General features: G+C 36.4%; 23 protein-coding genes and 1 tRNA gene. 17 read left to right on the top strand and 7 right to left on the bottom strand.

Annotated elements, in window-relative coordinates; all coding sequences use genetic code 11:
• Positions 1-9: 9 nt before the first annotated feature.
• A complete protein-coding gene (gene cysS / locus H3T44_RS00495; protein ID WP_198196085.1) occupies positions 10-1,365 on the top strand; it encodes a cysteine--tRNA ligase in 1,356 nt (451 codons plus the stop codon).
• Complete coding sequence (locus tag H3T44_RS00490) at positions 1,362-2,129, top strand: RNA methyltransferase (protein WP_198195521.1); 768 nt, start codon at positions 1,362-1,364, stop codon at positions 2,127-2,129. The genes cysS and H3T44_RS00490 overlap by 4 nt, the downstream gene beginning before the upstream one ends.
• Before the next feature lie 5 nt (positions 2,130-2,134).
• Here H3T44_RS00490 and H3T44_RS00485 read toward each other — a convergent pair whose 3' ends face one another.
• Entirely contained in the window at positions 2,135-2,665 is a 531-nt protein-coding gene (locus H3T44_RS00485; protein ID WP_198195519.1) for an HdeD family acid-resistance protein, read from the bottom strand.
• Positions 2,666-2,837: 172 nt separating this feature from the next.
• Between H3T44_RS00485 and H3T44_RS00480 the strand changes: the two genes are divergently transcribed.
• The 3 genes from H3T44_RS00480 to H3T44_RS00470 all read left to right on the top strand — a co-directional run bounded on the left by H3T44_RS00480 (position 2,838) and on the right by H3T44_RS00470 (position 6,264).
• Positions 2,838-3,764, top strand: a complete 927-nt coding sequence (locus H3T44_RS00480; protein WP_198195517.1) for an SEL1-like repeat protein — start codon at positions 2,838-2,840, stop codon at positions 3,762-3,764.
• A gap of 243 nt (positions 3,765-4,007) precedes the next feature.
• Positions 4,008-4,625 (top strand): 30S ribosomal protein S4, encoded by a 618-nt coding sequence (gene rpsD, locus H3T44_RS00475; RefSeq protein ID WP_110438048.1) that lies wholly within the window; start codon positions 4,008-4,010, stop codon positions 4,623-4,625.
• A 91-nt stretch (positions 4,626-4,716) separates the two neighbouring features.
• Positions 4,717-6,264, top strand: coding sequence for a peptide chain release factor 3 (locus tag H3T44_RS00470; protein WP_198195515.1), 1,548 nt, complete (start codon positions 4,717-4,719; stop codon positions 6,262-6,264).
• Here the strand turns inward: H3T44_RS00470 and H3T44_RS00465 are convergent, their stop codons facing one another.
• Both H3T44_RS00465 and H3T44_RS00460 read right to left on the bottom strand, forming a co-directional pair.
• Positions 6,265-6,966, bottom strand: a complete 702-nt coding sequence (locus H3T44_RS00465) for an NUDIX hydrolase (protein WP_196424249.1) — start codon at positions 6,964-6,966, stop codon at positions 6,265-6,267.
• Positions 6,967-7,001: 35 nt separating this feature from the next.
• Positions 7,002-7,075: transfer RNA gene (locus tag H3T44_RS00460), tRNA-Gln, on the bottom strand.
• 192 nt (positions 7,076-7,267) lie between these two features.
• On the opposite strand from H3T44_RS00460, the gene H3T44_RS00455 reads away from it, so the two are divergent.
• From H3T44_RS00455 to H3T44_RS00440, 4 genes are all read left to right on the top strand, one after another.
• Positions 7,268-8,266 (top strand): Ppx/GppA phosphatase family protein, encoded by a 999-nt coding sequence (locus H3T44_RS00455; protein WP_198195513.1) that lies wholly within the window; start codon positions 7,268-7,270, stop codon positions 8,264-8,266.
• A 36-nt stretch (positions 8,267-8,302) separates the two neighbouring features.
• Positions 8,303-9,022, top strand: coding sequence for an RlmE family RNA methyltransferase (locus H3T44_RS00450; RefSeq protein WP_198195511.1), 720 nt, complete (start codon positions 8,303-8,305; stop codon positions 9,020-9,022).
• A 178-nt stretch (positions 9,023-9,200) separates the two neighbouring features.
• Positions 9,201-10,685 (top strand): IMP dehydrogenase, encoded by a 1,485-nt coding sequence (gene guaB, locus H3T44_RS00445; protein ID WP_110438043.1) that lies wholly within the window; start codon positions 9,201-9,203, stop codon positions 10,683-10,685.
• 38 nt (positions 10,686-10,723) lie between these two features.
• Positions 10,724-12,019, top strand: coding sequence for an RsmB/NOP family class I SAM-dependent RNA methyltransferase (locus H3T44_RS00440; protein ID WP_198195509.1), 1,296 nt, complete (start codon positions 10,724-10,726; stop codon positions 12,017-12,019).
• Here H3T44_RS00440 and H3T44_RS00435 read toward each other — a convergent pair.
• A complete protein-coding gene (locus H3T44_RS00435; RefSeq protein WP_198195507.1) occupies positions 12,016-13,260 on the bottom strand; it encodes a sodium:proton antiporter in 1,245 nt (414 codons plus the stop codon). The genes H3T44_RS00440 and H3T44_RS00435 overlap by 4 nt on opposite strands.
• 204 nt (positions 13,261-13,464) lie before the next feature.
• Here H3T44_RS00435 and H3T44_RS00430 point away from each other — a divergent pair, with 204 nt between their 5' ends.
• Positions 13,465-14,181, top strand: coding sequence for a response regulator transcription factor (locus H3T44_RS00430; protein WP_198195505.1), 717 nt, complete (start codon positions 13,465-13,467; stop codon positions 14,179-14,181).
• A 4-nt stretch (positions 14,182-14,185) separates the two neighbouring features.
• Here the strand turns inward: H3T44_RS00430 and xth are convergent, their stop codons facing one another.
• Positions 14,186-14,980 (bottom strand): exodeoxyribonuclease III, encoded by a 795-nt coding sequence (gene xth / locus H3T44_RS00425; RefSeq protein ID WP_198195503.1) that lies wholly within the window; start codon positions 14,978-14,980, stop codon positions 14,186-14,188.
• Positions 14,981-15,430: 450 nt separating this feature from the next.
• Between xth and uvrC the strand changes: the two genes are divergently transcribed.
• From uvrC to H3T44_RS00410, 3 genes are all read left to right on the top strand, one after another.
• Positions 15,431-17,293, top strand: a complete 1,863-nt coding sequence (gene uvrC, locus H3T44_RS00420) for an excinuclease ABC subunit UvrC (RefSeq protein ID WP_198185307.1) — start codon at positions 15,431-15,433, stop codon at positions 17,291-17,293.
• 94 nt (positions 17,294-17,387) lie between these two features.
• Positions 17,388-17,966 (top strand): CDP-diacylglycerol--glycerol-3-phosphate 3-phosphatidyltransferase, encoded by a 579-nt coding sequence (pgsA, locus tag H3T44_RS00415; RefSeq protein WP_198195502.1) that lies wholly within the window; start codon positions 17,388-17,390, stop codon positions 17,964-17,966.
• An 87-nt stretch (positions 17,967-18,053) separates the two neighbouring features.
• Positions 18,054-18,686, top strand: coding sequence for a hypothetical protein (locus tag H3T44_RS00410; RefSeq protein WP_155565493.1), 633 nt, complete (start codon positions 18,054-18,056; stop codon positions 18,684-18,686).
• Here the strand turns inward: H3T44_RS00410 and H3T44_RS00405 are convergent.
• Positions 18,683-19,933 carry an adenosylmethionine--8-amino-7-oxononanoate transaminase gene (locus H3T44_RS00405; protein ID WP_370552710.1) on the bottom strand — a complete coding sequence of 417 codons (1,251 nt, stop codon included), beginning with the start codon at positions 19,931-19,933 and terminating at the stop codon, positions 18,683-18,685. The two genes, H3T44_RS00410 and H3T44_RS00405, sit on opposite strands and share 4 nt — an antisense overlap.
• 67 nt (positions 19,934-20,000) lie before the next feature.
• On the opposite strand from H3T44_RS00405, the gene H3T44_RS00400 reads away from it, so the two are divergent.
• The 4 genes from H3T44_RS00400 (at position 20,001) to rpmG (ending at position 23,573) form a co-directional block, all read left to right on the top strand.
• The gene (locus H3T44_RS00400; RefSeq protein ID WP_198195500.1) at positions 20,001-21,173 is read left to right on the top strand and encodes a pyridoxal phosphate-dependent aminotransferase family protein; all 1,173 of its coding nucleotides are present in this window, start codon (positions 20,001-20,003) and stop codon (positions 21,171-21,173) included.
• A gap of 2 nt (positions 21,174-21,175) precedes the next feature.
• The gene (locus tag H3T44_RS00395; RefSeq protein WP_198195499.1) at positions 21,176-21,841 is read left to right on the top strand and encodes an alpha/beta fold hydrolase; all 666 of its coding nucleotides are present in this window, start codon (positions 21,176-21,178) and stop codon (positions 21,839-21,841) included.
• Positions 21,834-23,249 carry a dethiobiotin synthase gene (gene bioD, locus H3T44_RS00390; protein WP_198195498.1) on the top strand — a complete coding sequence of 472 codons (1,416 nt, stop codon included), beginning with the start codon at positions 21,834-21,836 and terminating at the stop codon, positions 23,247-23,249. Before H3T44_RS00395 ends, bioD begins: the two co-directional genes overlap by 8 nt.
• Before the next feature lie 156 nt (positions 23,250-23,405).
• Positions 23,406-23,573, top strand: a complete 168-nt coding sequence (gene rpmG, locus H3T44_RS00385; RefSeq protein WP_008853818.1) for a 50S ribosomal protein L33 — start codon at positions 23,406-23,408, stop codon at positions 23,571-23,573.
• A gap of 102 nt (positions 23,574-23,675) precedes the next feature.
• Here rpmG and H3T44_RS00380 read toward each other — a convergent pair whose 3' ends face one another.
• A complete protein-coding gene (locus H3T44_RS00380; RefSeq protein WP_122123610.1) occupies positions 23,676-24,005 on the bottom strand; it encodes a septum formation initiator family protein in 330 nt (109 codons plus the stop codon).
• Positions 24,006-24,023 lie beyond the last annotated feature (18 nt).

Genomic DNA, 24,023 nt, shown 5'->3' with positions numbered 1-24,023 from the left:
GGTAAAACAATGAATAAGCCAGAAATTTCCCTATATGACAGTCGTCATCATAAGATTTTACCTTTTAAACCATTAGATTCTTTAAATATCCGTTTATATTTTTGTGGCCCTACAGTATACGATTTTTTACATATTGGCAATTTGCGTGCAATGTTAACAGCCGATATTTTGGTAAGATTGTTGCGGAAAATTTATCCTAATGTGACTTATGTAAGGAATATTACGGATGTTGATGATAAGATAAATGCCCGTGCCAGAGCCAATCATGAATCTATTCAAGCATTGACCTGTCGAACGATTGAAGAATTTCATCAAGATATGGCTTCAATGTTTATCTTGCCCCCTGATATTGAACCAAAAGCTACAGAACATATCGAAGACATACAAGAGATGATTATCAGTCTTGTCAGTCAGGGATATGCCTATGAAGCTGATGGTCATGTTCTTTTCTCTGTCCATCAATACAAGAAATATGGGAGTTTATCAGGCCGCAATCCAGATGAATTGCTGGCTGGGGCAAGAGTTGAGATCGCGACTTACAAAAAAAATCCCGGTGATTTTGTTTTATGGAAACCTTCAAATGAGGATGAACCAGGATGGGATAGTCCCTGGGGAAAGGGTAGGCCAGGCTGGCATATTGAATGTTCTGCAATGTCCCATCGTTACCTCGGTGAAAATTTTGATATTCATGGCGGTGGTCAGGATCTGATTTTTCCCCACCACGAAAATGAATGTGCACAAAGTCTATGTTGTTTTCCAGGCAGTCAGTTTGCCAATTATTGGCTACATAATGCCATGCTGTTGGTAAATGGTGAAAAAATGTCCAAGTCTCTAGGCAATTTTTTTACAATACGGGAAATATTGACAAAGCATAATCCAGAAGCATTACGGTTATTATTATTGCAATCTCATTACCGTTCTGTTTTGAATTTCACTGATGAAGCCTTAAAAGATGCTAAAAAGGTTATGGATCGTTTCTATCGCGCCTTATTGCCTTATGAACAGAATTTTAATTCAGAAATGGATTTACCAGAATTAGTCATGGATGCTTTGGCAAATGATTTAAATACACCCCAAGCTTTGGTGTTTATGCATCAATTTGCAGATAAAGCTTTACAAGGTGATGAACATTCTGCCTTAAAATTGAAACAGGCGGGTCAACAGCTTGGCTTGTTTAATAGTCTACCAACTCAATGGTTTCAAGATATTGATAATGAAGATGAGATTAAGATCTTAATTCAAGAAAGAAATAATGCAAAAAAATCGAAAGATTTTATCAAGGCGGATAAAATACGTGACCAGCTCAAAGCTCAGGGGATCTTATTGGAAGACAGTCCACAAGGTACGACATGGAGAAAAATATGACAGGTCGTGATGGTGGTGCTGATTTGATTCCAGTTGGAAATACACCTGTCGTTATTTTGGTTCGCCCACAGCTTGCTGATAATATTGGCAGTGTAGCTCGAGCGATGGCGAACGGGGGATTGTTCCATTTGCGGTTGGTGGCCCCGCGAGATGGATGGCCACAGCCAAAAGCCTGGAGAGCAGCATCTGGTGCAGACCGTTTATTGGATCATACAAAAGTTTTCGATACGGTAGAAGCCGCTGTTGCGGATTTACAGCATGTTTTTGCAACCTGTCCCAGACCTCGTCAAATTATCAAACCTTTATTAACGGCGCGTGGTGGCGCATGTGAAATGCGGGAAATGACCAATCGTGGATTGAAAATCGGTGTTTTGTTTGGGCCAGAGCGAACCGGGTTGGAAAATGAGGATTTTGTTCAGACTGATTATTGGATCCGTTATCCCTTGGATCCAAGATTCATGTCATTGAATTTATCACAAGCGGTTATGATTATGGCTTATGAGTGGTGGATGTCCACTGAAGAAACACCGGAGCGCCAGTTGCAGACCAACAAAACGCATATCGCTACTAAAGGAGAGCTGAATAATTTTATGAATCATTTGATCAGAGAGCTTGATCATTGTGGATTTCTACGCAATCAGGAAAAACGGCCAGGAATGATTCGTAATCTGTATCATCTTTTTCAAAGGGGAGAAGTGACAGAACAGGAATTACGAACCCTTCATGGTGTTGTGGCGGAATTGGTTAAGGGCCCCATGAAATAATTAAATTATTTGATTTGGGATTTGAGCGTAAAGCCAAGTTGCAACCATGCAGTTCCATTGAAGATAAGGTCAAAACCAACCATGAATCCGATAAACCACAGGCCGTTTATTGGATTGACAAAAAGAATAAACCCTAAAATCAAGCCAAGAATACCACTGAATACCAACAACCCCCATCCTTTGGTATTTTTATTGTTAAAGGCAATCATAAGACGCATGATTCCACCAAAACAAAAACAAATACCAAGAAAAATGGTAATTATAACCGAACCATTAACAGGTTCACGAATCAATAATATACCGCCAATAAAATAAATGATACCGCATAGGGCTGACCAGAGAAAACTGCTCCAATCTTTAAGATAACAGGCGTGAATGAGTTGGGCCAAACCTGTAATAATTAATAAAATTCCAATAATTATAACCATTGCAATTGTTACAAAAACCGTGTCAATTAGGCACAGAATGCCGGTAATCAAACACAATATTCCCAATCCTACGAACCATTTCCATTTTTGGGCTATTAATTGATCCATTATGATCTCCGAAAAAATATTTTATAATTTTGTAAAGCGGTTAATTGTAGTTAGTTTAATTTTTTTTATGAAATTAATCTATTTATTTATTAATAAAATCAGTCATAATTTGGTATGAACAGATAGTTAACGATATTTTTTTATTTCATTTTATAAATCATTAAGGTTCATAATGAAAAACATTATTGTTATTCTTGCCGCTACTTTTTTTATATGTACATATCCTGTTCGTTCCCATGCATATGAAAGCCATTTATCATACTGGTTCGGTCAATTTGAAAAAATTCTCTATCTACCCTCTGCTGAATATTGTTACAGGTTGGGTGTAAATTATTTAACAGGTAAAGGGGTTCAGAAAAACGATAGATTAGCCCTTATATTTTTTACACAATCTGCCAGCGGAGGATTTGCGCCAGCACAGTTTGTTTTAGGTCGGTTTTATGCCTTGGGTGTTATTGTGCCGCAAGATTATAATAAAGCGATTGAATGGTTTAACTATTCCGCAGGACAGGGGAATGCTGAAGCGCAGTTTTATTTAGGTAATTTGTATCAGAATGGTGAAGGGATTGAGCAGAATTATGACAAGGCGTTTGATTATTTTCATAAGGCTGCTTTGCAAGGGAATCTAATGGCTCAATCCGCTCTTGGAATTATGTATTTAGAAGGTAAGGGATGTAAACAAGATTTTTCCAAAGCCTTTCAATGGACCCGTAAATCTGCAGAACAAGGAAATAGTTTTGCCCAGTATATCCTGGGATCATTATATGATACAGGTAAGGGCACAGATTTAGATTATTTCAAGGCGAAAGAATTGTATCAGAAGTCAGCTGATCAGGGATATGAAGGCGCTTTATACAAGTTGGGAAAAATGTATGAAGCGGGTCACGGTGTATTACAGGATTTTCAGACGGCTCTTTTCTATTATCATAAAGCTGCAGATCAAGAAAATACGGATGCCCAATTGCGACTTGGGGAAATATATCATGAAGGGAAGTTGGTTCCTCAAGATGAGGCCACGGCAAAAGAGTATTTTAAACAATCATGTTTAAATAGATCTCAAAAAGGCTGCGACAAATATAGGTTGTTGAATACGAAATAATTTTAAATTTTTTTTAATATTATTCAAACTGTTAATTATTTGACAATTCATTAAAGTTTGAATATATAGGCTTCTACTGCCAGAAAAGTGGTTTATTTTTATCCAAAGAAGTGATGAGGTTACTTTGTATCAAATATAAACCCGTCTTTGATGCGAGTTAAAGAACTACTGGTACAATAAAATCTAATATTGCTTTACCTCAATGCGATATTTTAACATATATAAAGAAAGATATTTAGACGTATGAGTAAGCGTTTACAAAGCAAATATAAAATTAACCGTCGTTTAGGGGTTAATTTGTGGGGACGTGCTAAATCACCGGTTAACAAGCGTGAATATGGTCCTGGTCAACACGGTCAACGCCGCCGTGCAAAGCCTTCCGATTTTAGCGTTCAGTTAATGGCTAAACAAAAACTCAAGGGATATTACGGAAATATCAGTGAAAAGCAATTCCGTCGTTATTACGCTGAAGCATCTCGTCGTAAAGGTGATACTTCTGAAAACTTGATCAATTTGTTGGAACGTCGTTTGGATGCTGTAGTTTATCGGTTAAAATTTGCATCCACTCCATTTGCTGCACGTCAGTTCATTAACCATGGACATATTTTAGTAAATGGCAAGCGTGTTAATATCCCATCATATTCTTTAAAAGATAATGATGTTGTTGAAGTTAGGGAAAGATCAAAACAACTTGCCATTGTACTGGATGCAGTTCAAAGTAAAGAACGGGATATTCCTGAATATTTAGAGGTTGATCATCGTCAAATGAAGGGTTCATTTGTTCGTACGCCAAAATTAAATGATGTTCCATATCCTGTAACTATGGAACCCAATTTGGTTGTCGAGTTTTATTCTCGTTAATCACATTTTATTTTTATACAAAAATGCCGAGCAATTTTTTTGCTCGGCTTTTGTGCGTTTATTGTTTTCAATATAAATTTAGGTCTGCTTGATGTTAGATATAGTTCAGAGTCTGGATAAAGAAATTTCCCGTCGTCGCACTTTTGCTATTATTTCCCATCCTGATGCGGGTAAGACGACTTTGACTGAACGTATATTGCATGCTGGTGGGGCTATACAGATGGCGGGAAATGTCCGTGCTAAAAGGGAACAGCGTCGAACTCGTTCGGACTGGATGAATATTGAAAAGGATCGCGGTATTTCAGTTGTAACTTCTGTTATGACGTTTGAATATGGTGGTTGCATTTTTAACTTGTTGGATACGCCTGGCCACGAAGATTTTTCTGAAGATACATACAGGACTTTGACGGCTGTTGATGCCGCAGTTATGGTTATTGATGCGGCAAAAGGGATTGAGGCAAGAACACGGAAACTTTTTGAAATTTGTCGTTTGCGCGATATACCGATTGTAACCTTTATCAACAAGATGGACAGGGAATCTCAGGATCCTTTTGAATTGCTTGATGAAGTGGCCTCTACACTGGCTCTTGAAACAACACCTTTAACATGGCCTGTGGGACGGGCTGCCAAATTTTTGGGTGCTTATGATGTTCGGAAACAAACTATGCGCTTAAAAGAGGGAATTCCAGAAACAGATGATCGTGTTATAGCATTAAAAGAAGAAGTGGAATTGGTTAAGGCTGCTCTGCCGGAATTTAATATTGATGATTTTAATGCAGGTTTTTTAACTCCGGTTTTTTTTGGAAGTGCGATTAAGGAATTGGGGGTTCATGATCTTTTGGATGCATTGGTTGAATTTGGCCCAAGTCCACGAAATCAGGAAAGTGATCAACGTCTGGTGGCGGCAAATGAACCATCAATGACTGCCCTTGTATTTAAAATTCAGGCAAATATGGATCCAAATCATCGGGATCGTATCGCCTTTGCCCGTATTTGTTCTGGACGTTTAGAACGAGGTATGAAATTGAAACATACCCGTACAGGAAAAATTTTTGCGTTACATACGCCTCAGTTTTTCTTTGCACGAGACAGACAATTGGCAGAGGAGGCTTTTGCGGGAGATGTTGTTGGAATTCCCAATCATGGCACATTACGTATTGGAGATACCTTGACGGAAGGTGAGGAGCTTCAATTTACAGGAGTACCCTATTTTGCCCCTGAAATATTGCGACGGGTTCGCCTTGCTGATGCGATGAAAGCCAAGAAATTAAAACAGGCGTTAATTGAGCTTGCAGAAGAGGGAGTTGTCCAGCTTTTTAAACCACAGGACGGGTCTTCGCCTATTGTTGGTGTGGTTGGAATATTGCAACTTGATGTCTTACAGACGCGTTTGAAACATGAGTACTGCGTTGAAATAGGATTTGATACTGTATCTTTTACACAGGTCCGTTGGTTTGAGGGTGAAAAAAACAAAATTGAGAAATTTATTAATTCCAACAGAAGTGCCATTGCTGATGACATAGACGGAGATCCAGTATTTCTGGCCACTTCTGAATTCATGATGCAACGGACTGTTGAAATGCAAAAAGACTTAAAATTTCATGATATCAAACAGATCGGCATTGTTAAAAACAGCTAGTCATATCCTATTATTATCTTTATAGCTGGCCTTGATTAAATATCTGGTGGATGGAATTATTGGTTTAGGTAAAAGGGTTAAATCGGATATGCATATAAGTTCATCATATTCTGAGTTGCCTTTTTTTTGCCAATAATTATATATTTGTTGAAAATTCAAGTGTGTTTTCAGCATTATTCCGATATCGATTATTCCTTTTTCGGGATGTTGAGTTGCAATAAGAATGCGGCTATTTGAAAAAAAATCTTTTTTTAATCCAAGTTCTTCTCTTGCCTCCACAAATAATTGTTCATGCAAATTTACAGTCTTTTCTTCATGACGTGATTCCACGCTACCCGCAGGGGCACATTGCCAGTAATTGGGTAGATAAACGCTGTTACTGTTTCTTTTTCCAAGAATAAAACCATCATCGCAAAAAATCAAACCTGTTACAGCCAAAGGTTTAAGACAAAGAAATTCATTGAATTCCTTATTTTCCATTTGGGCCGAAACATATCTATATTCTGTCCAATATCCCGCTATTTGATGGGGTAATATCAAAGTAGCGGTAAATACACGTCCATTAAACAATTTTGGGTATAATCTTTTTTTGGCAACCCATAAATTTTCAATCCGTTTTTCAAGATTTATAGATAATTCAGTTTTATAATCTATCAGTTTTACGGAACATTCTGGGTATAAAGCAAATGTTTTCCATTCCATTTTATTATCTTTGAATGTCATAACGGAAACATTTTTGGCTGGGAGACCTGGATTCGAACCAGGGCTGACCGGGTCAGAGCCGGTAGTTCTACCGCTAAACTATCTCCCAATATATTTAATGTGGATGCTTATATCATGTAAAAAATTATAAAACAAGGGTATGGTAAAATAAATTAATTACAAAAATTTTTAGTTATTTTAATAAAAAAATCCAAATTAATAATAAATTGTGTTAATATTAAGGAGCTATACAAAAAATAAGGAATTAACTTTGACTGGATAAAGTAATTAGGGCGTAAATATGTTTGCGGCATTGGATTTAGGCACAAATAATTGTCGTCTGCTGATCGTGTCATCTGATCGTGGCAGGTTGAGAATTGTTGACCATTATAATCGAGTAGTTCGATTGGGTGAGGGATTGTATGAAACAGGTCAGTTGAGTCAAGCTGCCATGGAACGTACAATGGTCGCGCTCCGACATTGTGCATCCAAAATTGAAGGTAAAAGATTTTCCGCCTTTTATGCTGTCGCTACCGAAGCTTGTCGACGCGCCTCAAATGCTGATCATTTTCTTAGTCAGGTTTTATATGAAACAGGACTGAAAATTAAGGTTATTTCACCACGGGAAGAGGTTGAGCTGGCTTTGGCCGGCTGCAATTCATTTTTATATGACAATGTGTTGAAACGTAATAAAACCAAGGCACTATTATTTGATATTGGAGGTGGTTCCACTGAAATTGCATGGGTTAAAATTGATTTTGCGCGACGAAAATATATTTTGATTGGATGTTTCAGTATACCTGTTGGCATTCTTACGTTAAGGGAGCAATTCAATATTGTTACCTTGCAGAATTACTATCAAATGTTTGATTTTGTTTTATCCAAGGTCATGGAATTCGAGGCCATTCACCGTATTCAGGCAGAGATTGTAAGAAATCAGGTTCAATTCATAGGGGTAAGTGGAACTATAACCACCCTTGCAAGCATTTTGTTAAATCAAAACAAGTATAATCGTGCGGCGATTGATGGTTTGTCTTTGCAAACAGCCCAACTTAAGGAAATAATCAGGACTTTGCTAGATCAGAAATTCAAAGAGACTGAAATTCTTTCCGACCGATATAAAAAAAGAATTCATTATCTTTTACCTGGATGCGCAATATTTGATGCCATACATACCTTGTGGCCCGCCAATGACATTGTCGTTGCCGATCGGGGTATTCGGGATGGAATAATTGCCAAAATGACGACAAACAAGTTAAGAAACTATTATAAAAATCATCATTATTTGTTAAACCAGTAATAAATTTAATTAATCAGTATAATTAAAGTAAAAACTATGAATAAAGATAATGCGAATTCGAATTCGCGCAAAAAAAAGAAATCGCGTTTTGATACTGGATTGACGGTTACCTTAAAAAAAACAAAAGGACGTTCAACATCTCAACAAAGATGGTTGACGCGTCAGTTGAATGATCCTTATGTAAAAGCTGCGCAACAGCATGGCTGGCGGTCCCGTGCCGCTTATAAGCTGATAGAGTTAAATGATAAATTTCATTTTTTAAAAAAGGGAATAAAGGTTGTTGATCTGGGTGCAGCGCCAGGAGGATGGTCTCAGGTTGCGGTATATCACAAGGCATCCAAAGTTGTGGGTATTGATTTGTTGCAAGTTGAACCAGTTATGGGAGCTGATATTTTTCAGGGAGATTTTACAGAGCCCCATAATCTTGAAGTTTTACTGGATAAATTAGAGAGTAAGGCGGATCTGGTCATGTCTGATATGGCCCCTAATACGACAGGACATGCAGCAACGGATCATATAAGAATAGTTAATTTGACAGAACAGGCTTTGGACTTTGCAATAAAAATTTTAAATTTGAATGGAGTTTTCATTGCCAAAGTTTTCCAGGGGGGAAGTGAAAAATTGATGTTAAATAACCTCAAGCGATCCTTTAAAATTGTAAAACATGCAAAACCTCCAGCAAGTCGTAAGGAATCCAGAGAGTTATATGTGATTGCTACAGGGTTTAAAGGGAATAATTCCGAAGATAAATCGTGAATGTGTTGATAAAATTTCAAGGATAATTTGATTTTGTCACTATTTGACACAAAATTGATTTTTGACTTGTCTAATCACAATTTTTTAGGTATGAAGAATTGCCAATAATTGGAACCCGATTTTTTTCGGTTATCCCTTTTTATCTTTAATTTTCTAATTTTTAATAAAGGGTACCATAATGGCACATTCATCTATTTCCCAAAAACATATTCGAGAAGCCCTTGCTTTTGATGATGTTTTGATTATTCCAGCAAAATCTAATGTATTGCCTAATCAGGCTGATGTTCGGTCCAATTTGACCCGATCTATCCGTTTGAATATACCCTTGATTTCATCAGCCATGGATACAGTGACCGAATGTGCAATGGCCATTGCTATGGCACAAAATGGAGGAATAGGGGTTATTCATAAAAATCTATCCATTCAGGAACAGGCCAATCAGGTCAAGCAGGTAAAACGCTTTGAATCGGGAATGGTGGTTGATCCGGTAACTGTTCATCCTGAACAGACTTTAGAAGAAGTCATTGCAACAATGAAACGCCATAACATAAGTGGTCTACCTGTTATTGAAAAAAATACGAATCGGCTTGTTGGTATTGTCACGCATCGTGATGTCCGGTTTGCAACAAATGCAAAACAACCTGTTGCGGAGTTAATGACAAAAGATAACCTGGTTACAGTCAAAGAGGGTGTGAGTCCCGATGAAGCTAAAAAACTGCTTCATCAAAATCGTATCGAAAAATTGCTTGTCGTTGATAAAAATGATTGTTGTGTCGGAATAATGACTGTCAAGGATATGGAAAAATCAGTCGTTTATCCTTTGGCCAACAAGGATCAATATGGTCGTTTACGTTGTGCTGCTGCCACAGGTGTTGGTGAGGACGGATATAAACGGGCTGTCACGCTTATAGAGGCTGGTGTTGACGTTTTGGTCGTAGATACGGCACATGGACATTCCCAGGGTGTTTTGGACTCGATAGGGCGCCTCAAGAAAAATTATGCTGACGTTCAAATTATTGCGGGAAATATTGCGACACCAGAAGGTGCTCAAGCATTGATCGATGTTGGCGCTGATGCAGTAAAAGTTGGAATTGGTCCAGGTTCAATCTGTACAACCCGTGTTGTTGCAGGGGTAGGAGTTCCCCAATTTTCGGCAGTAATGGAAGTGTCTGAAATTTGTCATGCTGCCGATATTCCTTTAATAGCAGATGGTGGAATTCGCACGTCTGGCGATATTGTTAAAGCTATCGGTGCGGGTGCAGATGTTGTCATGATTGGATCTTTACTGGCAGGTACTGATGAAGCCCCTGGTGAAGTATTTCTATATCAGGGACGTTCCTATAAATCATACCGCGGAATGGGAAGTCTTGGTGCCATGGCTCGTGGATCTGCTGACCGTTATTTTCAACAGGATATCAAGGAAAGCCATAAGCTTGTTCCTGAAGGCATTGAAGGGCAGGTACCATACAAAGGGGCGGCAGAAGGAGTTATACATCAGATGGTTGGCGGCTTGAAAGCAGGTATGGGATATACTGGCAATGCGACGATTGAAGAAATGAAAAAAAATGTTCAGTTCCGTAAAATTACGGGAGCGGGATTGAGGGAAAGCCATGTTCATGATGTTGTAATTACGCGTGAAGCGCCTAACTATCATCATAATTAAATAATAAATTTGTCTATCAGATATTTAAGTAAAGACGTATGACCCCTTCAGCACAAATTTCGGCAGTGATTGAACTGCTTTTAGCTATTCAGAAAGAAAAATATATCCCGGCAGATTCAACAGCCAATCGGTTTTTCAGGCGGCGCCGTTATATTGGAGGAGGGGATCGTCGTTTTGTTTCAGGCAAAGTTTGGGAAATTTTACGTTGTTACCGAAAGTTGGAATGGTGGCTGAAAAGAATAGGTAGTCCGATCAATCCTCGTATGATGGTCGCAGCTTATTTGGTTTTGTCAGGAAATTCTATACCTAAAGTGCATAATTTTTATTCGGGTGAAAAATATGCGCCATTATTGTTGAATAGTAACGAAATTTTATATTTGCAATCTTTGGTAAACAAACCGTTTGTTTCCGATGAAATGTCCAAAGCGGTAATTTATGAAGTTCCAGATTGGGTATATCCTATCATAAATGGCCAATACGGGGATCAGACAGAAAAAGAACTTTCAACGTTGTTGGAAGCAGCTACTCTTGATTTGCGCGTCAATTTTCTAAAAGTGGAAGATCGATATAAGGCCAGGGAGATTCTAGTATCTGAAAATATACAAACAGAATTAATGAATATTTCTCCATGGGGATTGAGAGCGCAAGGAAGACAATCCATAACATCCACAAATGCTTTCAAAAATGGTCTGGTTGAAATTCAAGACGAAGGTAGCCAATTAATTGCACTCATGACCGGTGTTAAATCGTCAATGCGTGTCCTGGATTATTGCGCGGGAGCCGGAGGTAAAACGTTGGCTATGGCGATGATGATGGAAAATAAGGGGCATATTATTGCATCAGATATTTTTCCCGCTCGGTTAAATGCCGCTCAAAGTCGTTTGCGAAGGGCAGGTGTTTTTAATTGTGAAACCCATATTTTTGCTGAAGATGCAAAATGGTTAAAAAGGCGTGTTGAAAGTTTCGATCGTGTTTTGGTTGATGCACCTTGTAGCGGTACCGGAACTTGGAGACGTAATCCTGATGCGCGTTTAAGGTTTAAGGAAAATGATTTATTGGAACTTGTTGAAAAACAGGCCCACATTCTTGATTCTGCAGCCAGAATGGTAAAAAAAGGTGGAAGGTTGATATATGCAACCTGTTCAATATTACGTCAGGAAAATCAAGATCAAATCAATAATTTTCTGGAAAGAAATAACAATTTTTCACTCGTAGAGCCTGATACGATTCCAGAATTGTTACCCGAAGAATTCATGAAGAAAACAAGTTTTCAATTAACACCAGCGCAAAATCAAACGGATGGTTTCTTTTGCACGGTTATGGTGAAGAATTAATTTATTTCTTTCCTGTAAAAATAATTAACAACATATTCCATGGTTAATCCTTGAATTAAAACGGTTAACACTACGCACCCATAACAGATGAGCAGGATTTCATTTTTTGGAAATATATTGGGGAGAGATAAGGCTATTGCCAGGGAAATGCCTCCTCTTAGTCCTCCCCATGTTAGAATGGAAATCAAACCCTTCGGGTTTGAATCCTGATATAATAATACAAAACCGCTTAGACTGAGGGCTATGAAACGTGTAATTGCCAGAAATGGAAAAGCCAGGAATGTGATAACCAGAATATGATAACTGAAAGGGATGATGACAATCTGCAACCCAATTATCAAAAATAGCATGGTGTTGAGGATTTCATCAATTACATGCCAGCAGTAAATAACCGAATCACTTTTTTCCGCAGGCTGTTTTTGAAGATGGTTACCGATCAATAAACCGCTTGCCACAACTGCAATGGGACCTGACATGTTAAGATCACTTGCGATAGAAAAGGTACCTGCCGCCAAAGCCAGTGAAAATAATATGGTAATTTCGTTGTGGGACAATCGTCTGATTATAAAAATAACAATGGTGGCGGTTATAATACCCAGAAGACCACTGCCAACAATCTCTTTTATGCTAATCAAGAATAGACTGGTTGTGGATGGGGTCTTTTGATGAATGATTATGGATAAAAATGTTGTAAAAACAATTAAAGCTATACCATCATTGAAAAGACTTTCTCCAGCAAAAATTGCTTGTAACCGTTTGGAAAGGCCTAGTCTACCTAACATACTGATAACTGAAACCGGATCGGTCGGGGCTATAATAGCGCCTAGGGTGAGACACCAGAGTAAAGAAATGGGAATAGAAAATAGATAAAAAAAAACCCAAAAAACAAGACCGAGAAATAATATCGATAATAAAGTGCCAATAATTGTCAAGGAAGCAATATTATAGCGAGCTTTCCACAACTCATGTAATGAAATTTGCAAACTTCCTGCAAAAAGCAGAAATGCTAGAGCACCATTAAGAAGCAAAGTGGGAAAATTGATTTGTGAGATAATTTTCTGTGCAAATGAATATCCGGAAACAAATGAAAGGAAATAATCCGAGATAAACAGGATTATTGAAAATATGAATGCGGCAATCATGATCCCTATGGTCATGGGAAGTTTGAGATATTTCAGATTAATTGCCCCGCAAATTGCGGTGAGAAGAAACAATAAAGAAATAAGGGTCAGGATACTCATGTTAATTTTCCATTATTATCTAGGTTAATTTTAGGGTAATTTGAGTTTAAGTAAATTATTTTTGAGCTATAAAATTGAAAATTTTTGTAATTTTTAGTTAAAAATTATTAAAAATTAACGTAATTTTGAGTATAAAGATACTAATCTCTAACTTCATCCTTATATTTGTAATAGGGATATGGTTTTAAAAGAAGGGTAAATTCAATGACAGGCATTCATCCTGTTTTAGTGGTTGATGATGATCCAAAGTTAATTGAAACACTAACCGAACAATTGCAAGAAAATCAAGAATTTGAGGTTTCAAGTGCCTTAACGGTAAAAGAGGCTAAAAACAAAATTCTGGATTCTGATAAGCATTATGATGCAATCATATTGGATGTAATGCTTCCAGATGGCGATGGATGTGATCTATGTGCCTATTTACGTAAGGAAGGTTGCAGAACACCCATTATTATGCTGACAGGTTCAGATAATGAAGAGGATGTTGTAAGGGGGCTTGATGCAGGCGGTAATGATTATGTATCAAAACCATTTCGCATTGCCGAGTTACTGGCAAGATTAAGGGCACAGATGCGTATTTTTGCTAGTAGTGAGGATGCTGTTTTCACAATTGGCAATTATATTTTTCGTCCGTCTGCAAAGTCGTTGCAGGAACAGGATTCAAATCGTCGGATCCGTTTAACTGAAAAAGAGGCTGCCATACTCAAATTTTTATATCGGTCAGGATCAAGACCAGTACCAAGACAAGTCTTGTTGAATGAGGTTTGGGGATATAATTCAGCGGTGACAACCCATACACTTGAGACCCATATTTATCGTCTACGCCAAAAAATCGAGCCTGATCCTTCGAATGTAACCCTTCTGATAACTGAGGCTGGTGGATATCGGCTGAGCTCAATTTCTGATAAAAATGAAGATTAGTTATTTATTTTAATTCAAGCATGATTGGGACATGATCAGAAGGTTTGTCCCAGTTTCTAGCCTCTTTAAAAACCTGAATTGTTTTTAGGTGTGATCGTAGATCTGGGGAAATCCATAAATGATCCAATCTTCTTCCCCGGTTTGACTTTTCCCAGTTACGGTTTCTATAAGACCACCAGGTATATAGTTTTTCGTGGGGAGGAATTATTTCACGCATTGCATCAATATAACCCGTATGTAACCATTGATTGAGTTTTTCAGTTTCAATGGGTGTATGACTGACAATTTTCAATAATTGTTTGTGGTTCCATACATCATTTTCCAAGGGTGCAATATTAAAATCTCCTACAAGAATTGAACTGGTCTCCTTATTTTGAGAAAACCATTCTTTTGTTTCTGTCAGGAAATCTAATTTATGTTTGAATTTTGGATTTATAGTTGGATCAGGTTCATCCCCACCTGCAGGAATATAGAAATTATGAAGGTTTATTTTTTTATTTTTATAATTGAATTGAACTGAAATATGTCTGCAGTCACTTTTACCGCACCATTGTCTGGTATTGGAAACATGATATCCTAATGGATGTTTTGATAAAATACAAACGCCGTTATAACTTTTCATTCCTTTAAAAAGACAATTGTGAAAACCGAGCAATTCTATTTCAGATCGGGGAAAAAGAGGATCAGGGACTTTTGTTTCCTGAAGGCATAAAATATCGGGATTTGCTAATTCTACCAGTTGTTTTAACAAAGGCAAGCGTAACCTTAATGAATTAATGTTCCAACTAATTATACGCATATAGAAATTTCAAATTTGAAAAGGGAAATTGATTATAATTTAAAATAAATTCAAATTAAGAGAAGAAGGTCAATTTAGGAATTTAATCAGAAAATGTCCAGTAAAAAATAAATAAATCTTAATATTGAAAATTGTGGATAATTACATTATTGAAATTAAAATTTTCATTTTGTCCACTATTGGACTTGACAGTGATTTTAGGGTTTGTGATAAATTAGTTATAAATATTGAATAATTCCATGTAACAATAAAAATGATTGAAAATCAATGAGTTATATTAATTGCTTAAAAATTAGGCAAAACATATAAGGGCTTGATAAACTGCCTTTTACATCCATATATTAGATATTCATCCATAGAGTTATCCACAAGATCAGTGGAGAAGTAAGATAAGTCTTAGAAAATAAAAGGATAACAGAACTTATTTGTGATGATGGTAAAAAAAATGCAATGAAACTTCATGATTACAAACCTTTGGATTCGTATAAGGGAACAAAAGCAATTAAGCATGCTTTGAAAACAATGCCTGAAACGGCAGGGGTTTATCGTATGCTTAATGAAAAAGGGGAAGTTTTATATGTTGGTAAAGCAAAAAATTTAAAAAAACGTGTATCCTCCTATACACGCTTGACACAATTGACCGAGCGTATACGTAAAATGATTTTGCAAACGACTTCCATGGAAATTATAACCACCTATACGGAAGCTGAGGCTCTACTACTTGAAGCCAATCTGATTAAAAGTCTTAAACCACGATATAATATTTTGTTGAGGGATGATAAATCATACCCCTGGTTAGTTATTACAAAAGAAAAATGGCCTAGAATTGATAAACATCGGGGAAAAATATCCAAGAAAAATTATTATTGGGGGCCGTTTGCTTCGGTTGGGGCAGTCAATCAGACTCTTGAACTTTTACAGAAAATATTTCTGCTAAGAAGTTGTGAAGACAGTATTTTCAATTCCAGAAAGCGACCATGTTTGCTTTATCAGATCAAACGATGTTCTGGTCCTTGTGATAATCGCGTTAGTAAAACAGATTATGATGATCTCATAAATCAAGCAAAATCATTTCTTTCTGGAGAAACAAACATTATTCAGCAGCAATTGGCTACCGAAATGGAGAAGGCGTCAGAACAATTGGATTTTGAACGTGCCGCGGTGATGCGTGATCGTATTCGGGCCTTTACCTATGTTCAAACAAATGGAGTAATTAATCCTGCAACAATCGACAACGCTGATATAATAGCATTTGCGCAAAAAGGTTATCTGACCTGTATTCAGGTGTTTTTTATTAGAGGGGGAAGAAATAATGGCAATCGTGCTTTATTCCCGATACAAACAGAGGATCAAAGCCCCGAAGAAATTTTGGACGCCTTTTTGGGACAATTCTATGAAAATAAACCGCCACCATCACAAATATACATGAATATTAAATTATCTGACCAAGCGCTGATGAGTAAGGCATTAAGTATGAGGGCATCGAAAAGGGTAAGCTTGTATGTACCAAAAATAGGGGAGAAAAGGGCAGTTGTTGATCATGCGGTACATAATGCCCATATGGCGCTTGATCGAAAATTGGCTGAAACTGCATCACAAACAAAATTATTAGAACAGGTTCGTGATATTTTTCATCTGTCTGATATTCCGAAAAGAATTGAGATTTACGATAATAGTCACATAATGGGTACCAATGCATATGGGGCAATGGTTGTGGCTGGACCTGAAGGTTTTATTAAGTCTGGTTATCGTAAATTTTCAATTAAATCTGATATTACCCCTGGAGATGACTTTGGTATGATGCGCGAGGTTTTATTCAGACGTTTTAACAAGGGTAAAATTGCTGATTGGCAGAATTTCCCTGATTTACTGTTAATAGATGGTGGTGCGGGACAGTTTTCGGCTGTTGATGCAATTTTGAAAGAGCTCGGGATTGAAAATGTCGCCTTGGTCAGTATTGCCAAAGGACCGGATCGGAATGCAGGGAGAGAGTGGTTTTTTACACGTGATCAAAATCCTTTTCAATTGTCCGAAAGAGATCCTGTTCTGTATTATCTGCAACGATTAAGAGATGAGGCGCATCGATTTGCCATTACTACTCATAGAGTGGGAAGATTAAAAAGCATAGAAAAATCCGAACTGGATTCAATTCCGGGTATAGGTAATAAGAGAAAACGTAATCTACTAAACCATTTTGGTTCTGCCAGCGCCGTTAAAGAGGCCAGTGTTTCGGATTTAGAAAATATTCCAGGTATTAATAGAGTATTGGCTGAATCAATATATGATTATTTTAGACCTGGTGTATATAAGTAACAAATATAAGAAAATATATATTTTTTATTCCATTTTTTTTATAAAATGTTAAATAACTATTTTGATAAATGTTCAGCCGTGATCCTAAATAGAAATGTTTTATAATTTACCTAATTGTCTTACCTTGTCCCGTATAATTATAATACCCTTGGTGGCTGTTCTTGTAATGGTTCATAAGCCGGTAACAGATTTATTGGCCTGTATACTATTTATTATCGCTGGTATTACGGATTATTTAGACGGTAAGCTTGCCCGTGCATGGCAACAGCTTTCCGACTTTGGAAAAATGTTTGATCCCATTGCGGATAAATTACTGGTAGGTATCATATTGATTGTTATGGCTGGTTACGATCGTCTTCCATACGGTGGACTGATTCCTGCAATGATTATCTTGGCAAGAGAAATACTGGTCAGCGGATTAAGAGAATATCTTTCCTCTTTCGAGATCAGCCTACCTGTCACAAAACTGGCAAAATGGAAAACAACTTTTCAAATGGTGGCTATTGGTTTTTTACTTGCTGGAGATAGCAGTGCAGAATTATTGAACATTAACTGGTTTCCGGTTAATGTTATCGGATCGATATTATTATGGATTGCGGCAATTTTAACTATGATTACGGGTTGGAGTTATATTCATACGGGTATCAGATTTATTAATAAAACGGATTTTTAAAAAACTTATATTTGAATTTTATCTTGTTGGATATGTATTTTTTTAAATTATGTATCATCAAATTTTTAAAACGGATGGAGAACAATCATGCGGAATTATGCTGCACTTATTACCACATTTTTGATATTAAGTGGGTGTTCCGGGATAGATAAATTTTTTGATGATACCGTTTCTTTACCAGGAAATAATCCCGAGGCTCCAGAAGGATATGCGGAAAATATGCAAAGGGTAAAAGGCAATATGGCGATAGCTACAACCCCTTTGTTACCTCAAAGTGAAAATATTTGGCCCTCTCGTCCTCCTGCATTACCTACGTTGAGTGATGTTGCGAGTGATGATAAAAGTTTCTCCCTATCAGATTACAGTAGAGCGGCAGGTGGTGATGTAGACAGCGTAACGCATGATCAAATCAATAAGCAATCTGTTCCTGTTGATTTTCCAGAAGATGGTAATCTGAATGTTGGGGAACAATATCAGATCAAAAATGGAATGACGGATTTCATCAATGGAAGGCTGCCTGACTCAATTAAGGATCAGGGAGCGAAATATATTGAAAAAGGTAAGGACGCTCCAGTAATCGTTCCGAATGGGGATGGAACCAGTACCATTATCAATTCCAGGGGTGTTGTAAAGATTATCCCGGATAGCCAATTGCCGACATCTAAAAATGAAAGTAAAAAAGGTAAAAATAAATCATCAAAAAATGATGGTGAAAATTAATATTCATGTTTGATCACATCATATATTGAATTAGTTAACAAGGATAATTCTTCAGGTGTTATGGTGAAAGAGGGTGTAAGATAAACGATATTTCTGAAGGGACGTATCCATACATTCTGTTGGATAAATTTTGTCTTTAGACGGTTTAAGTTTGAAATATTGTATAACTCAACAACGGCAACGGCCCCTTTTATCCTAACATCCTTGACATTTTTTAAATTTTTACATTGTGTTAATTCTTTTTTCATTTGTCTTTCAATGGAACTGACTGCATTCTTCCAATTGTATTGATCAAAAACTTCCAAGGATGCATTGGCAGCGGAACAGGCCAGGGGATTGGCCATAAATGTTGGTCCATGCATCAGGGCATGTTGATCAATATCAGATAAAAACCCGTCAAATATATATTCTTTCGCAATGGTTGCAGCCAATGCCATCGTGCCTCCACTTAATGCTTTCGAAAGTGTAATAATATCCGGAATGACATCTGCCTGTTCACAGGCAAAAAAACTTCCCGTTCTGCCAAACCCGGTAAAAATTTCGTCAAATATCAATAAAATTTCAAAATGATCAGCTTGTTTTCGCAAAAATCTTAAAATTTCTGGAGAATGAAATAACATGCCTCCAGCTCCCTGTATCAAAGGTTCAATTAAAATTGCAGCAATGGTTTTATGATGCTTTTCTAGAAACTGAATGAAATCTTTTTGTTTCTCCGAGGTATCAGGCAAAGGAATGTTGTATTGGTGGGGAATAATATTCTTGAATAAATTATGCATTCCTTCTTCAGGATCACAAACCGCCATTGTCGCCATGGTATCACCATGATATCCACCATGAAAAGAAATGATTTTGTTTTTGATATTGTTATTTTGGTTTAACCAGAATTGGGCTGCAATTTTTAGTGCCACTTCCACAGATACGGAGCCTGATTCAGAAAAAAAAACTTTGTTTAAATCTCCAGGCAACAGGTTTGCCAGATGTTTTGCCAAATCAATTGCAGGTTGATGAATAATGCCACCAAACATAATATGAGGCATTAGTTCAAGTTGTTTTTTTACCGTTTTGATAATATGTGGGTGATTATACCCATGACAGGCTGTCCACCATGAAGCAATACCGTCAATCAATTTAGCGCCATCATTTAGGATAATTGTACTTCCATGCGTGGCTTTTGCAACAATTGGGGCATTACAATTATTCATTTGTGTATAGGGTAACCATATATTTTTTAAAGTTGAATGAAACACGGGATTTTGCCTATAATTGTATGGTAGAGTTTGCATAACTAAACAAAAATTTGAAAAGAATAACTTAATGAATCGATTTGATATTTTTTTTGCTCGGGAATTAGACAAAAGAGCTAAAGAGGATTTAAAAAGAGAATTGCCAACATTTGAAATAATTGATTCATTACATATAAAAAATAAGGGTAAAAGTTATATAAATTTTTCTAGTAATGATTATCTGGGATTATCAAACAATGCAAATTTAAAAATTAAAGGTGATGAGTTTTTAAGACAATATGGTACTGGAAGTGGGGCATCCAGATTAATTACGTCCAATGCTTCATATTATGGTAAAATTGAGGAGAAATTAGCTAATTTTCTAGGAACTGAAGCGGCATTAATATTTCCATCAGGTTGGCAGGCAAATGTCGGAGTTGTTGCTTCCCTCATTGAAAATTTTCCAAAACCAGTATGGGTATTTACGGATAAATTGAATCATGCCAGTTTGCATTATGGATGCAAAGCTGGTCAAGTTAGGCAGATCCGTTTCAATCACAATGATCTTGACCATCTACAAACACGGTTGAAAAAAATTGAGGGGGAAAAAGGTTCAAGAATAATTTTAACGGAAACCATATTCAGTATGGATGGCGATGTCTGTGACTTGAAAAGATTAAGATCAATTGCCGACCAATTTAATGCCTTTTTATTTCTAGATGACGCACATGCAACCGGAATATTTGGAAGTAAAGGCGAGGGATTGGCTCCTGCCTTTGCTGATTTAACGATGGGAACATTTAGTAAAGCGTGGGGAAGTTTTGGGGCCTATATAGCTGGATCCAGAGATTTATGTGAATGGCTGGTGAATTTTTGTTCTGCTTTTATCCACACGACTGCTTTGCCCGCCGCCATAATGGGTAGCATTGAGGCAGCACTAGAATTAATGCCTTCATTAACAAACCAACGTGCCTTTTTGGTTAAACAGGCTGAAAAGGTTAGAAAACAATTAGAGTCAATGGGATATCAATGTGGTCAGTCTATTTCACATATAATTCCCATTATTGTCGGATCACCAATAAAGGCTCAACTAATAGCAAATGCTTTGAAGGAAAAAAATATCTGGATTACCCCAATTCGTCCACCCACCGTTCCCTTTCATGGAAGTCGTTTACGATTGACCCTTAGTGCCGGTCATCGAGAGGATGAAATAGAATATTTACTAAAATCTTTTCATTCAATTGATCTAATTTCAATTCATTGATCATGAAAAATAATTATCGTTTGCTATTTGTCCATGGATGGGGATATTCATCATCATTTTGGCAAAAATTACAAAATAATCTAAAAGAATACCACTCGGAAACAATTGATTTGGGTTTTATAGGGAAAAACACGGATAAAAATTGTAATCTTAATTCAATTTTAAACTTACAAGAGAAATATATTGCTGTAGGACACTCTTTAGGTTTTTTATATCTCTTAAAAAATTTTTCTTTTCGTTTCAAATATTACGTGGCTATTAACAGTTTCGCCAGATTTTCCAGAGATCCTACATTTCCGAAAGGTGTGGCATTAAGGGTTCTGGATCGTATGTCCAGAGGATTATCCACTGATTCAAATCTTATAATGAAACAGTTTTATCAGCAATGTGGTCAAGTAGTAAATTTTTTGCCCAGCTTTAATATTGAAGAATTGCAAAAAGGACTTGAATTTCTTAAATTTGGGGATGTTCGAAGTATCATTCCACAGATCAGAAATAAACTCACAGTTATAGCTTCAAAAAAAGATCCTGTTGTTAATGAAACCATGACCATACAATCATTTCAAGAATGCAACTATTTGTGGCTTGACGATGATACACATATATTGCCTTTATCAAAAACGAATGCCTGTGCGGAAATCATCAGAGAACTTATAAATAATGTCTAGAAATTATAAAGAAAAAATAATCAAAGCTTTTGATCAGGCGGATCAATATGAAAAATTTGCCTCAATACAAAAAATTGTTGCGAAAAAATTGTCTGATTGTATTCGGAAACAGTTCAGAACTTCAGTCGATCGTAAAGAAAAAATATCAATTCTTGAAATTGGTTGTGGAACTGGATTATTAACTCAATATCTTATCGACTTTTTTCCTGATGCACATTTTGTATTGACGGATATATCACCTGAAATGCTGAATCGTGCAAAAAATAAGTTCAAAAACCATAAATACGATTTAACATTTAAGCTTATGGATGGTGAATATCCAGAATTGGATGAAAAATATGATTTGATTTGTTCAAGCCTGACTTTCCAATGGTTTGATAATGTTGCAAGTGCAATCAGGACTCTTACAAATTATTTGAAACAAAATGGCTATTTGATTTGTTCTACCCTAACGTTTGAAACGTTTAAAGAATGGCGTTCTATCTATAACGACAATGATTTTAGCTGTAATTTACAGACTTATCCATCAATTGAATCTATTCAATCAGTTTGGCCAGAAACAGGAACCGGTCGTTGGGAAACTGATGAGATCATTGTTCAAATTGACACAGCAATTGATTTTTTCAAAGGACTTCGTTCTATAGGAGCTTCTGTTCCTCTCGAAACCTCAAAACCCTTGAAGTTATCTCAGTTTAAGAAAGTTCTTTCTGATTTTAGTAAAAATTACAATTATTGTTCTTATCATATAGCCTACGGTGTTTTCCGTAAATTTTCCGCTAAAGGTTTTTTTGTTACGGGAACTGATACAGATATTGGAAAAACACTAATTTCTGCATGTTTAACAAAATTGCTAAATGCGGTTTATTGGAAACCTATTCAAACAGGTTTAAATTGTGATATTGGAGATACAGATACAGTTTGCCATTTAGCCGAACTTTCCGAGACACAATATTTATCCCCAATTATAAAATTGCAAGCACCTTTATCTCCTGAAGATGCTGCAAGACTGGAAAATCGTGAATTAAGCCTTGATTACGTGAATGTGTCTGATTTAAAACAAGAAAACAAATACATAGTTGAAGGCGCGGGTGGGATTTTTGTACCTATCAATGATCATTTGTTTATCATTGATCTTATTGAAAAAATTAATTTACCTGTTATAGTTGTAGCCCGAACTATTTTGGGAACATTGAATCATACCCTAATGACAATCGAGGCTTTAAGAAATAGAAATATAAAAATTTCAGGGGTAATTTTAAATGGCCCGTTGAACGAAGATTGTAAAAATTCTATAATAAGTCATGGAAAAGTCAAGATTTTGGGACAAGTGCCTTTTCTATCAAATGTAAATCCAGATAATCTTTCCACGTTATGTGAATGTATTTCCATTCCTGAAGAAATGGTCTAGAATCCGTAAAATATTATGAACAAATAATATTTGACAAAATCTTAAAATTTTGTAAGTAAGTTGAATTAAAGAATAGACTTGCTTTTATATGTAAAATATAACCCTTAAATATATAGTTATATTTTAGTAAATCAGCCTGATCAAAATGAGGACAGAATGGCGAAAAGTAACACAATACAAATTAAATTGCTTTCAACGGCGGAAACTGGTTTTTTCTATGTAACCAGAAAAAATGCAAGAGCCCATACCGGCAAGATGGAATTGAAAAAATACGATCCAGTTGTTCGTAAACACGTTGTTTTCCGTGAAGCAAAAATTAAGTAATTAATCTTAAATTAATTTATGGATCAAAAAAAAACTTTGACTATTGATTTAGTCAGGGTTTTTTTATTCAGATTTGTTTCAATAAATCAATAATCTTTTATATTAATAAAGATGTTCATTTGTTTTATAAGGAATAACAATTTCTTCCTGGTTTGAATAACTTAACATAACCCGTGTTCGCTCATCTAAAAGGTCTGCATCAAGGGCATTTTCTTTTAATCCTTTTACTCTTCTTTCCCAGGCTGCTTGTTCGGAAATTGCATCTTGCTGACTTTGCTGTGCTCTTATCATCTGTTCCTGTTGAATATGATAACTTTTTAGGCCATGATCCCCATCAAAGGTATTTTTTACAAAATATGCTGTCAGTAACAAGAAGAAAAGGGGAGGAATCGTTGCTTTTACAAATCTTTTGATTGCATGTATGATATGCATTGATTTTCTCCCCGTGTT

It is taken from the genome of Commensalibacter sp. M0355 (genome assembly GCF_016101365.1).
In the GTDB taxonomy this organism is placed as follows: Bacteria; Pseudomonadota; Alphaproteobacteria; order Acetobacterales; family Acetobacteraceae; genus Commensalibacter; species Commensalibacter melissae.
Note: the sequence above shows the minus strand (reverse complement) of the source record. Positions and strands in the feature narration are given on the sequence as shown.